The organism is Paenibacillus sp. GM2FR (assembly GCF_002803325.1).
GTDB lineage: Bacteria > Bacillota > Bacilli > Paenibacillales > Paenibacillaceae > Paenibacillus_AQ > Paenibacillus_AQ lautus.
The window spans coordinates 3,399,957-3,412,991 of record NZ_MKZM01000008.1; the positions used below are offsets into that span (position 1 = coordinate 3,399,957).

Below are 13,035 nucleotides of genomic sequence, written 5' to 3' on the forward strand. Positions count from 1 at the left end.
TGTACCACCTTTCAATTAAAAACTATGAGAAATTTCAGAATTCAAAAAATCTGAATTAATCAAACTAGCTTCTTTAACAGTATTCGCCAATAAACAACAAAAACCTCCCTATTAATAATTACAATTACCCAGGACCTTTAACCTATGTATTATTTTCTCTAAAATAATTTTTTTTGTAAGCTCTAATCTGATCCTATTACCCTGTCTGCCTAACCAGTTAAGTTATCTCTGTCATACGACAAGTTAATATTTACCAATTGCCTGCTACGTTAGTTGAAGATATTAATTCTTTACCGCGAACAGATTCTCAGCATGAAATAATCTCAGTACAACCTAACACACTACTAAGGAATGGTGCTTAATTAAGCATCTCGTCCTTCATTTTAAGTAACTTGTATTTCTTCACTTTGGAATACACTTTAATCTGAAGGGGTATATTTTCATTTCTTCATTGCTATTATTAGCATAAAAATGCCCCTTGAATCTTTATCGGTTAAACCTACGGGTTCTTCCAATTTCTATTCTAAGGGGGAGGTACACTTCATCCATTAGCAGAGGTTTATATAATAACTGATTCACGCAAACATCGGATCTATGAGACAGGTACGTTTGAATTATTAAACGCAAGAATAACTATATACTTAAAAAGGGTCTTCTCATCTCGGGTTAACAAAACCTTCCTCGCGCACCAACCACGTAGCTATAAACTGAATATTTATTTATGGCAGGACAAGGACACTATTTCCCTTTTGTTTATGGCAGACTAGCAACTGAAATTAATCTTTGCTATACCGCTTAGCGATCCGCTCTTACGATGTAGATTTAACACTCCATACAACGGAGTTAGAATCCATCGAGCAGCTACAGTTGATTTATTAATTTTGTTTAAAACAATAGACCCGTCTTAAATCAATTGTCGACCTTTACCAAAGACACCCCCATCTCCCTCCCCCCATAAAACACCTTCACACTCCCACTCTCATTCCCCTTCACCCTCGCCTCAACCAGCTTCCCATCTTCCCAGCTCATATCCACCTCTATATTCCCTTTCGCCTTCAGCCCTGTCACACTGCCTGTCGGCCATATTGCCGGCAGTGCGGGCAGAAGATGAATTTCGCCTTCGTGGCTCTGCAGCAGCATTTCCGCAATGGCGGCGGTGCCGCCGAAGTTGCCGTCGATGACAAAGATGTTGGACTCGGCTCCTGCTACGCCGGGTTTCGAGTAGGTGAGCATGTTGTCGAAGCACAGCTCCCCGATCAGGTGGGCAATATGCTGCACGGCTTGGTCCCCGTCATGCAATCGGGCGTAGAAGAGTCCGAACAGCGCCGCAGTAAATTCGATGTCCTCCAGGTCGACCCGGCTGTTGCGGTTCTCCAATGTCACTCGGGCTGCCGCAGCGAGTTCCGGTGTATGATGCGGGGTGATTTGGCTGCCGGGATACAGTGCAAGCAGATGCGACAGATGGCGGTGCTCCGGCTGCGCCTCCTCGTAGTCCTCCAGCCATTCCTGCAGCTGTCCCTTCTTGCCGATCATCAGCGGAGGCAATCGATCCAGCGCCGTCTGCCACTTCTGCTGAAGCGCCTCATCCACGCCCAGCGTCTGTGCCGCCTTCACGCAGAACGCCAGCAGATCCCGAACCAGGATCTGATCCATGGTCGCGCCCATGGACAGCTGCTGATGCCCATCCTCCGGATGGCCGGTATAAAAGCTGTTCTCCGGCGAATTCGACGGACCGGTCACCAGCCAGCCATACTTCGGATGCACGGTCATGTAATCCATGAAAAAGGCTGCGGCCTCCTTCAGAACGGGATACGCCAGCTCCTCCAGAAAAGCCTGATCGCGGTTATACGCGTAATGCTCCATCATATGCGTCGCGATCCACAGTCCGCCCGTCACGTTCAGCCCCCAGGAAGTTCCCCACCCCGGTGATGCAAATCCCCAGGCATTGGAGAATACATGGGCCACCCAGCCTTCGGCATCATAATAATGGCGCGCCGCCGAGCGTCCGGCCACCGATAGCTGCTGGATATACCGCATGAGCGGCTCATGGCTCTCGCTCAGGTTCGCGGCCTCCGTCGGAAAATAGTTCATCTGGGTGTTCACATCCAGGTGATAATCGCAGCTCCAGGCCATTTTGTTGGCTTCGCCGTCATTCCATATGCCTTGTAAATGCATAGGCAGGATGGAGTCTTGTCGTGACCCGCTAATCGTCAAGTACCGGCCATATTGATAAAACAACGCAAACAACGCCGGATCGTCCCAGTTGCCCTGCTTAAACCTGCCGATCCGCTCGTCCGTAGGCAGACTGGAATGCTCGGAGCTTCCCAGATCTAAGCTTACACGGGCATACAGCGGCTGATAATCCGCCAGATGTTTGGCTCTCAGCGCGTCATATCCCAGCAGCACACCCTGATCCAGCTGCAACGCGCTTTTCTCACGCCAGCTCTCACCTTCTTGACGGTAATCCGTATTCACCGCAAAATAAATCGCCGCCTCATCCGCTCCGGCCACGTTTATGGTGTCATCCGCGCAGCTCACCTGCCCGCCTTCCGTTACGACACGCAGCTGACCTTGGCATAACACCCCGCACTCCCCATTGCTATGTACGCTTTCCAGCGCCTGTCCCCGGAATTCGATCTTGCCATTCCCAGCAACGACAGCATGAAAAGGACCATTCTCGCTTCGAATCGAAATACGGAATGACACGCCTAACGAGCCATGGCTGCTGCGAATCCGGGAAACGATCACCTGATCGGCATGGGAAGCAAATACCTCTCGCGTCATCTCCGCTCCATCGATCTCGCAAAAAGAACGTGCCACCGCCTCCTCCAAATCCAATTCCCGATGGAACAGCGGCTCAGCTGCTGCATCTTGTCTCCCGCCTTCGGATGGCTTCACGTGATGATCAAACTCCAGCACGACTTGGCATAGTCCCAGGTTGGTGCCAAAATTCAATTTTTCCGGTTCCAGGTGCTTCTTGGCCAGTTGATCGCCTTCGCGATAATCACCCTGGAAGAAATACTGCCGCATTTGCTCCAAATCCGCTTTGCTGTTGCTTTGCCCTTGAGCCGGCTCCGGCCGGCCGGACCAATAGGTGGTTTCGGTGATATGCCATATCTCTCTGTCAGGAGTGGATACCACCACATTCCCCATTCGGCCATTGCCGATCGGCAGCCCTTGCGACCAGCCCTGGGCCGGTTTCGTATACCAAAGCTTCATATCTGACATGTTGTATTCTCCTCTTTATTTGATTTTCCAATATCGAGACAAGCGCTACCCTTACAGCAAAAGCAAGAAATCGCGATCCCCGGATGGAGCCGAGAAGCGCGATGAACTTGCAGATGAACATGATGAATCGATGACTTCTTGTTATGGATTAGGGACGATTTTATAAAGCTTGGATTCAGCCCCTTTAAGCGTCACATCCAGCGAAGAGCCAGACACGGTCTGAGATTGGCCGCTCCATACATCCGTCACCGTATAAGACTTCGCCTCTCCCGAAGCGATACCGGCACGAACGAGATCCACGGTGTGCTGTGCCGCATTTTGTGTATAGTTAAACACGGCAACATAGTGGGTTCCCTGATCGTCCAGCACGAATACGTTCGCTGCCTGCGTGCCCGTGTTGCCTTCTACCGGCCGGAACGCCTTGCCCTTCATCGCTAGCCCGTTCACTTCCCGGTTGGTCAGCAGCGTTTCCATGTACTGCCGTGCCGTCGCATCCGTTACGTCATCCGAATTCAGGAAGGCCGTGCCGGAGATCGCGGCCGCATTGACGCGAGACTGCGCTCCTTCGATCGATCCGCCTTTGGTCAAGTGCATATAGTCCGGATCGGTATAATGGTAGATCGTTCCGTTCTGCCACCAGCCGTACGCGAGATTGTTCAGCTGATATTCCGTGCTGCCGATGCTGCCGTCGATATCGCAGGAGATGCGGCGGCTGTGCGCATATTGGCTGGGGAACAGCGGCGCGATGGAAGCGCTGATGAACATGGAGCCGTCCAGCACTTCATTCACGTAAGCCATCCCTTGGTTATAGGCCTGGATGCCGGTTTGAACGCTAGGGTCATCATGCTTGCCTTCCATTGCCCCATGGCTCAGAAAATCGATTTTGATATATTCGAAGCCCTTGCTCTTGAACTTATTCATGTAATAATCGATCCGCTGCTTCACGCCTGGATGCGTCGGATCCACGGCATAAGCGCCGTCCAGCGTTGGCAGCACGTTGCCCTCCAAATCGCGCAGCACGATATCGCCGTATTTATATTTGCCGTTGGTCCCTTCGACCTCCTGTTCCATATTGTTGCCCCAGTACACGAACGGCGAATAATAGATGCCGGCCTTCTGTCCATTGCTATGAATGAGCTGAACCAGATCCGTCAGCTGCTGATCCGTCATGTTATCCCAATAGGAATCAAGATTGATGTAGATATCGCCTTCATTGTTGAAGGAATGGTTCTGAATATGGTCTTTAAAATAATTCGAGACGGAAACCGCCTTGTCAAAGCTCAAATCGCTGGCATAAGCTCCCCAACTGTTCCAGCCGACCGGAACGCCTTCAGGAATGTCCTCGCCAAAGGCTAACGGAGGCTGGATCGCTGCATTCACCTGGCCAAATTCCTCCAGCCCGGTCCGGTAATCCTCGAAAAAGCCGACCATGATTTTCGGCGAAGCAATCTGCTTGCCCGTTACCTTTCCATGCGGAATCGTGTCCCATGTGGAGGTGGATGACGTAAATCCGCCATATACGCGCAGTTTGTTCAATTTGTCATTCGAGCCGCTCCAATAGATACCGGTTTTCCACGTGTCATGCGTCACCGATCCGATAACGAGGCCGTTCCGGCTCGTATTGTCATAGATGGCCGTCAGCTCCGAGCTGACATACAGACCGTTGTTGAGGCCGGTATTCATCGACTTCGCCTGGTATCTGGACCAAGCATCATTGTCGAACGGAACGACGAGGACCCGGTTATCGTCATAGCTGCCGATGTCGATGCCGCCCCTCGCTTCCATCGCGATAGGTGCGATATTCCCAGTAGATATTGCGGAATTGTGGGTAGCGACTGTTTCCGTAAGCAAATATGGCCCGTCTTCATAGACGTAATAGATTTGGCTGAGCGATGGCATTCCCCCATCCTCATTCACGACCGTCACCTTGATGCCCTTGCCGGTAGCATCCTGGAATGGGACAACTTGATTTTTATAGAATTTATGATGTTTATATTCCTTGCTTGCAACCATCCGGTCGAGCTGGATCTCACTGTATAACCCCTTGGCAACCGCTTTGCCGTTCCAATTGTATTGTGACAACCCGGTCGAGGTATTGTACAGCAGCTCATACGTCGGATTGGACACCTTGAAGCCGTTGGCATACTCGGTTAGGGTGATGGAGCCATAGCTCGTGGCTTTCTTTTGCTTGCCTAAATCGCCAATGCTTCCATCAGGGCCTGATCCGTCATCGCCGGCTGAATCAAAGGTCAGCTCAATCTTGTCAAAATCGGGCGAATAACCGCCTGCATCATCGAACAGAATCGTGTTGCTGCCCTGATTCAAATAGATTTGGATCTGATAAGTGCCGATCGTGTTCCAATCTGCTGTTTTCGGAAAACTGAAGTTCTCCTTCTCCGCTCCGTTTACGGAGATCGAAGCCGCGCGGGAATCCCCGGAGATGTAGAACATGTTCATATTGTAGATACCGGCCTTATCGGCCTGAATCCCGTTGAACGTCAGCGTGGAGCCGCCGTACAAATTGCCGGCTTTTTGCCCGGCTGAACAGAAGCCGCAATCGACCGCTCCTGCATTGCCGGTAAACGTGTTCTGAGATGCCTCGGCCTCGTAGGAAAGGATGCCTCCGGCCGTTTGACTCGGCGGCTGCGGTTTTGCCGAAGCAAAGGAGCTGCCTAGCATAGCCCCCGCTAACAGAATCGATAAGAATAGCATGAATGGCTTTTGGAAGAATTTGAACGGATAAATACGCACTGAACCTCTCCTCCTTCTATTCATTGAATTTGGCTAACCTTTAGGATTTTCGATTCGGCTGGCGACAGCTCGACCGTAAGTGTGCCGTGCGCTTGACCTGCCGTACCTTCCCACACATCCAGGACCGTGTAGGAAGCGTGCGCCTCTAGGCCGCAGCGTTCCAAGGAAACCGTCTTCTGTACGGACTCGGCCCCGTCAAAGTTAAATACGGCAATATACGTTGTTCCCGGTTCGCTTGGATGTGTCAGTACAAACGTATCCGCAGCTTGTTTCCCTAGATTCCCCTCTACGGGCACAAAGGTTCTACCCAATCGGGCAATCTCAGTAATTGCCTCATTTCCCAGCCAGGTCTTGGCGCGCCATGCCGCTTCCTCATGCCGGAAGTCATCGCCCAGCAGCAGCACCGTTCCCGAGATCACGGACGCGGTCAGACGGCTTCGCCCTTCATGGCGGGTCGTTGAATCCTGGTTGAAGCTTTTATAGATCACGGCATGGTCCGGATCGTTAAAGCGGTACAGCGTATCGTTCATCCACCACCCGTGCGTCAGCGAGTTCAGCAAATATTCCGTATCCTTCATCGTTCCGAATACATCGCAGGAAATTCTGCGGCTGTGCGCATAGGAATAAGGGAACAGCGGGGCAATCGACAGGTTGATGAAGAACGGTCTGCCGATTCGCTCCGGGGAGAGCTTTTCCGTCAGATACGAGAGGCCGTAATTGTATGCAGCGATCCCCGTCGTAATATCCGGATTGTAATGCTTGCCTTCCAGAGCCCCGTGCGCCAAGAAGTCCAGTTTAATATACTCAAATCCCTCGGAAACGAATTTATCCATGAACCAATCGATTCGCGCCAGGTTCCCGGGATGTGTAGGATCAATCGCAAGTCCGCCGTCAACATCCGGCAAAATTTCGCCATCCTGGTCGCGAAGCAGGATATCGCCATAGGTATACTTCCCTTCGGTGCCCTCCACGGGGTTCCCGAACCCAGCCGGACTTCCCCAGAAAGCAAACGGCGTCCAGTATGTACCGGGTTTGTGCCCGTTCTCGCGGACCCTTTTCAAGGCATCCTCCATCTCGGCAGGCGTCAGGCGATCCCAGAACGCATCGAAATTGATGTACAGGGTATCCTCGTTATGAAAGCCCTGCGGCTGAACCTCCCGCTTCAGAAAATCGCTCGTCGCCACATAGAGGTCGTAATCCAGCGTGCTCATCGCGGCCGACCAGCTGTTCCAGCCGATCGGGACGCCGCCGTCCCAGCTCAGTGCAGGCGCTATCTTCGTATTCGCTTCCCCATACGCTTCGAGTCCTGTCCGGTAATCGTCGTAATCCCCTACCATAACCAGCGGAGATTCGACGCGCGTTCCTCTTACGTAGCCATGCGGCTGGGAATCTCGGGTCATGATGTCGGCCGCGCCAGCGTACAGTTCCAATTCATCCAGCTTGCCTGCCGTTTCCCCTTTCACGCGAATGCCGGTCTTCCACACGTCATGACTGATCGATCCCATAATCAATCCATTGCGGCTATCCGGCTGGAACAAGGCCGTCACTTCGTAGCTTTCCGTCTCCAGCGGGGCCGTCTCCGTCAGATAGCGCACCCATTTGTCATTGTCATAAGGCACGCGCAGAACATGCAGCGCTTCTGCCGGAACCGTCTCGCTCCCGCTGGATACGCTATCGGTTTTCACCACCGCGATGCGGTTTACCTTTAAGTCCTCCTGACCGACAATGACGACACGTGTGATGAAAGATGAAGCCCCTTCATAGACGTAAAAATGCTGTTCCAGTCCTGGGAGCAGATCGGATTCATGCTTAATCACGGCATGGATTCCTGTTCCGAACGAATCTTGGATCTTCTCGGGCTGCCCTATCATATAGTGGCGGTCGTAATGTCCCGTATGGTATTCCCGGCCCTGCCATCGAAAGCCGCTTCGTACTTCTTGCAGAGCGAATCCCTTGCTGCCTGCGTAGGCGTAACCGCCTTTTTCCAAATCCACCTCAATGGCCACCAGGCCATTCGCCAAACGAATGTGACTTTCGGCATTCACCCCCACGTTCACCGCCGTATCGCTGCTTCCTAACATCTGTGGATTTCCTCCTTCTGCGTGCATCTGTGCTGCATTCAGGCCGTTCAACTTTTAGAGCCTTTTACAGCTTGCTATCATTATAGAAGCGCGGGTAAAGCGCTTACTATACAACGATCTTCCGATCCATATCGGGATGTAACGCATCTGGAGCAACTCATTTGTTAAAATGCAATATGATCACTCTCCGCCGATCGCTGGCGATGGACCCACTCGAAAAAAAAGGCTATCGCAGAGCGCCTAAGTTCTCCGGATAGCCTGTTTTACATATGGATGATGAAGTACCACTGTTCTCACGCTAGATCTTATCATTAGACGGTTGGTATGGTGCCGCCGTCGATCACATATTCGCTTCCCGTTATGGATGACGCCCTGTCCGATACAAGAAATGCCACCAGCTCTGCTACCTCTTCTGGAAGCCCGGGACGTCCTAGAGGGATCCCACCGAGCGAATCCATCAATTCCTGGAGCGCACTTTCTCGGCTTCCTGATACCGACGCAATCCGGTCGATCATGGCATCTGCAGCCTCCGTCTGAATGAATCCGGGCGATACGGCGTTAATTCGAATGCCCCGCGGGGAAAACTCGTTGGATAACCCTTTACTGTAATTGGCAAGGGCAGCCTTCGCCGCGGCATAAGCCAGCGTGGTTTCATAGAGCGGCAAGCGTCTCTGTATCGAAGTAATATGAATGATGGCACCTGATCCCTGCTCTACCATGTACGGCAGCAGCCCCCTGTCCAAACGAACCGCTGCGAGAAGATTCCAATTCAAGGCTTGAACCCAATCCTCGTCGGTTAAGGCAAGCGCCCCTCCAGGGGGTGTAGTCGAACCGCCTACGCAGTGCACCACGATGTCAATTCCATGCAGGTGCTCCTGTACACCTTGAACCACCTTGTCGACGCCTGTAGACGTCGCAATATCGGCTTGAACGAACACGCCGGAGCCGACCCGAACGCTAGGTTCGGAACGGGCGGTAGTCAGTACAGCCGCCCCACCGTCTGAAAGCCGCTTTACGATGGCCTGACCCATTCCTCTGGTTCCTCCAGTAACCAGCACTCTTTTGCCTTCAAACTCATTCCATGGTCCTTCATGTCTTTGTTTCATAATTGCCCTCCAGTATTCGTACCCTTAAATTTTGAATATGGTATTTTTTCTTACTTGGATTCAGAGATCTGCAATTTTGAAATCTGACCGCTTTGCACCGTGAAACAAAATTCAAAATCGCAAGGGCCTGCCGGATAATCACCATTTACTTCGGTTGAAACGATGTACTGGTCTAGGCGATGATGAATGTTGGTCGCCCGGACATTTACCCGTGCGCCGATAAATTCGTCGTCGCTCCATTTCTGTATGGCTGCCTTGCCCCTGAACTCCCTGCTGTCATCGACGACTATAGCATCCTTGCCGAAGCATGAAAGCATCCGGTTTGTATCATGATCATTGCTTGCCGATAAAAATGTGCGAATTACACTCTGCAGCTGCTTCTCGCTTATCTCGATCATAACGCTTCACTCCTTATGATGTGATATTCCTCAGGCTTGACGCCGCTTATCCTCCCCCGGTCCGGTTGAAGACAAAGATATCTTACCTTGACGCTTTCATAACGTCCAATTTATAATAATCATAAAATTTATAAATAAAATTCATATAAAGTAGGTGCTTGAAGATTGGAGCTTACCCAGCTGGAGTATTTTTTGATGGTTTCCCGTCTTCAACATATGACGAAGGCTTCGAAAGCGCTCAGCATCACGCAGCCGGCATTAAGCCACGCTATCTCCAAGTTGGAGAGCGAGCTGGGCGTCCCTCTTTTTGAACGAAATGGCCGTAATGTGAAGCTTAACCGCTATGGCAGCATGTTTGCCAGATGGGTGGAGCAGGCACTCCAGGACATTCAAAACGGGATGCAGGAAATCGAAGAATTGTCCAATCCCGATACGGGGATCATTTCGGTTTCTTACCTGAATATTTTAGGGGTCGATCTCGTCCCTGCTCTTGTCAGGACCTATCAGCTGGCTCATCCCAAGGTTCGTTTTGAATTAAACCAGGGAAACCTCGGCGATATTGACGAACATTTGGAAAAAGGGCATTCGGACCTCATGATTACATCTAGGGAATCTACTATGGACCAACATAACTGGCTGGTCATGAGAACCATGCCTTTATATATCGTGGTTTCAAGCCGCCACCGCTTGGCGAAACGTCCCTCCCTAAGTCTGATGGATTTGTCCGGAGAGCCGTTCGTCGGCCTGAAGCATAATTGCGGCCTTCGAGCCACGATTCAATCGCGATTTCAGCATACCGGCTTTATTCTGTCTTCGACGTACGATGCAGAAGATTTGACCACCGTAGCGGGTTTTATTAAAGAGGGACTTGGCGTCTCCGTTCTGCCGAAAACGGCCGGCCTTATGCTGGAAGGTCTCTCGTGGATTCCCATTACCGATGAAGGCTGGTTTTGGGAGATTGGCTTAAAATGGCGCGAAGACCGCTACCTCTCGCCTGCGGCAAGACGATTCATTGAATATGTGAAGCATCATTATCAAGTCGGCGGGAAGTAACCGTTTGGTACACAATAAAAAGGCTATCCAGGTCAAAATGACGCTTGGATGGCCTTTGAATCATTGAAAGATCACATCGACCACCTGGGTCACAACTACGCACTCTATGACGAAGATTCCCAAACAACAAATATAGAAAACGGACAGCTTCAGCTCTCCGAATTGATCCTTCCAAAACCGTCCTCGAAACAAGGATATGATGTCCGGTGTAAACGAATATTTCACCGATTGCTTCAGATCGTCCACATCCTTAAAAATCCGTCTAAACACCCACTTGTATATCGGAATGTTAAGAATAAACAAAACCACATACATTAGAAGCTCCACGAGGCCACATCCTTCGTCCTTTGCTTAAACATGTTTCCACCAGATCCCTGCGCACTCCGGCACGGTTGACCATTGTTTCGCCTGGATCTTGTCCGTTAGCTCTTCTCCAAAAAAGAATCCCGTGTGTTGCAGTGCCTCTTCTACTGTATCAAATACATAATCCGTTCGAATCCACTGATGGCTAAATCCGTATCGATGCTCCAATTGAGCGTAATAGCCGGTTAGGAAATCGGGAGGATTCGGTGTCTCCGTTCCGGTTCCCATCGTTTCCAGAATCAAGATCGTCCCGCCTGGTCTCAAAACGCGCTGCAGCTCTGCCATGACAAGTCCGAGATTGTCACTCCATTGCTCATGGCTTGAATCAGCCAGATAACTAATACTCCAGCCCGATACGATCAGATCTACACTCGAGGAATCAACCGGCAGGCTGCGATGATCAGCGACTACGGTAGTCCAATTGCGAGAATCATAAACTTCGGATAATTTGTCATCTAAAATATTCAGCATCGGCTCGGATATATCGGTACAAATCAAGGATTTGGCATCACGGGCAAGCACCATAGATAATCGGCCTGATCCTGCCCCCAAATCAAGTACATTCAAGCCCTCGTATGGTCTGATACCATGAATGATACCCGATAAATCGGGCTGCTTGCTAACCATGGCCTCATAAGCTTCGGCCTGCTTATCGTAAATCCCGTTCGTAGACATAACATGCCATCCCCTATCCTACCTGCTTCCAGGTTTAATTCTTCACTGATGTTCGCTGTCTTCTGTTCAAGAGTCCTTGGATCAACTTGTACCCGAAACACAATAGAAGCGAGAAGGCAACCATCATAAAGTACGTGTTTACATTAAAGAATTGATTATTCATATGGATCGATAAAATACCGGTTGTGATGGATTCGATATGAACCCAGTCCACTTCACCATATCTGGATTCGATTGCTTCAGCTTGGATTGTTCTATAGATTTCGAGTCTATGAAGCTGATATATATAACCCGTTATAATATAGCCGGTCAGAGCTAAGATCAAGAGGCTTAACCTGCTCAGGGATACCTTCACACCTTTCCATACGCGAATCCATTGATAGACCAACACGAGAAAAAGGATACTCAGAGGGATAAGCAGCAGGATGGCGGGATTGCCGTTACCGGAACTGCCGCCGGGTATGGGTGTCATCGCATTTCCGAATAGAACCAGGATCAGACAGACAAGCGCATTGATGAGCAAACCGATGACTTGTTTTATTTTCATTTGTGATCTCCACCTCACTCAAGCTTCCCTGCAAAAGCCTCTCGTCATAAATATCTAAGGCATCTAAAGGTTATGAAGTGACCCGCGTCCTTAACATTACGCTGCCGCTTACCATTCCTCATCGTGTTCGGTATAAATACGAATCAATTCCTCCAGCTTATGTATGGTCCTGTACGGCTTTACTTCTTCGGAGTAGTCCCAGCTTCCAGCTCTCGTACACCATATGGGTTTGATACCGCATTGCGCTGCTCCAATGATATCGTTATGCGGGTGGTCTCCCACGAACCACGTCTCTGATGGCAGTACGTTAAGCAGATCTAAAGCCCTCATATAGATCCTTGGATCCGGTTTTTTAATGCCAGCCTCTTCGGAAATTACGATGGAATCGAAATACTCAAGTATACCCAGTTGACGGATCTTCCCCTCTTGAACTTGAACGGTTCCATTGGTGATGATGCCAAGCCTCAATCCCTGAGACTTCAAATGACGGAGTACGGGAAACAGCTGATCCATCGGCTGGATACATAGCGGGATTTCTTCCCTGAAAAATGTCAGATATTCGTCGGCCGTAGGCGGATTCACCCACTGAAGATGCTCGACCAGCATCTCATACACCTCGCGCTTATCCCGGTAACCGTTATGATCCGCCTCCTTAAATCGCTTGGCTATCCTAAGCTGAGTATCTTCATCGGAGTCCGGGAAATACCTGGCAATCAATCGCTCAATGAACGAGTCAATCGACGCCCTTCTGTCCGTTAATGTTTCATCCAAATCAAAAAATATCGCTTTTAACGTCATAGCGGACCTGCTTTCTGTTGTCTTGGTCTAGGAAA

Annotated in this window: 10 protein-coding genes; 1 reads left to right on the forward strand and 9 read right to left on the reverse strand. The window is 50.4% G+C overall.

Annotation, left to right across the window (positions count from 1 at the left end; genetic code table 11):
* Window positions 1–909 precede the first annotated feature (909 nt).
* From PAEVO_RS15340 to PAEVO_RS15360, 5 genes are all read right to left on the reverse strand, one after another.
* Window positions 910–3,228, reverse strand: a complete 2,319-nt coding sequence (locus PAEVO_RS15340) for a glycoside hydrolase family 95 protein (RefSeq protein ID WP_100538317.1) — start codon at window positions 3,226–3,228, stop codon at window positions 910–912.
* A gap of 141 nt (window positions 3,229–3,369) precedes the next feature.
* Window positions 3,370–5,979 carry a carbohydrate-binding protein gene (locus tag PAEVO_RS15345; RefSeq protein WP_100538318.1) on the reverse strand — a complete coding sequence of 870 codons (2,610 nt, stop codon included), beginning with the start codon at window positions 5,977–5,979 and terminating at the stop codon, window positions 3,370–3,372.
* 20 nt (window positions 5,980–5,999) lie between these two features.
* Window positions 6,000–8,060: an alpha-galactosidase gene (locus PAEVO_RS15350; protein ID WP_100538319.1), complete on the reverse strand. Its 2,061-nt coding sequence runs from the start codon at window positions 8,058–8,060 to the stop codon at window positions 6,000–6,002.
* Between the two features lie 311 nt (window positions 8,061–8,371).
* Window positions 8,372–9,166: an SDR family oxidoreductase gene (locus PAEVO_RS15355; RefSeq protein ID WP_100538320.1), complete on the reverse strand. Its 795-nt coding sequence runs from the start codon at window positions 9,164–9,166 to the stop codon at window positions 8,372–8,374.
* A gap of 50 nt (window positions 9,167–9,216) precedes the next feature.
* Complete coding sequence (locus PAEVO_RS15360) at window positions 9,217–9,564, reverse strand: nuclear transport factor 2 family protein (RefSeq protein ID WP_100538321.1); 348 nt, start codon at window positions 9,562–9,564, stop codon at window positions 9,217–9,219.
* A gap of 165 nt (window positions 9,565–9,729) precedes the next feature.
* Here PAEVO_RS15360 and PAEVO_RS15365 point away from each other — a divergent pair, with 165 nt between their 5' ends.
* Entirely contained in the window at window positions 9,730–10,617 is an 888-nt protein-coding gene (locus PAEVO_RS15365; RefSeq protein ID WP_100538322.1) for a LysR family transcriptional regulator, read from the forward strand.
* 60 nt (window positions 10,618–10,677) lie between these two features.
* Here the strand turns inward: PAEVO_RS15365 and PAEVO_RS15370 are convergent, their stop codons facing one another.
* The 4 genes from PAEVO_RS15370 to PAEVO_RS15385 form a co-directional block, all read right to left on the reverse strand.
* Window positions 10,678–10,944: a hypothetical protein gene (locus PAEVO_RS15370; RefSeq protein ID WP_100538323.1), complete on the reverse strand. Its 267-nt coding sequence runs from the start codon at window positions 10,942–10,944 to the stop codon at window positions 10,678–10,680.
* Between the two features lie 24 nt (window positions 10,945–10,968).
* Complete coding sequence (locus tag PAEVO_RS15375; RefSeq protein WP_100538324.1) at window positions 10,969–11,655, reverse strand: class I SAM-dependent methyltransferase; 687 nt, start codon at window positions 11,653–11,655, stop codon at window positions 10,969–10,971.
* Window positions 11,656–11,689: 34 nt separating this feature from the next.
* Entirely contained in the window at window positions 11,690–12,202 is a 513-nt protein-coding gene (locus tag PAEVO_RS15380; RefSeq protein ID WP_100538325.1) for a hypothetical protein, read from the reverse strand.
* 108 nt (window positions 12,203–12,310) lie between these two features.
* Window positions 12,311–13,000, reverse strand: coding sequence for an HAD family hydrolase (locus PAEVO_RS15385; protein ID WP_100538326.1), 690 nt, complete (start codon window positions 12,998–13,000; stop codon window positions 12,311–12,313).
* Window positions 13,001–13,035 lie beyond the last annotated feature (35 nt).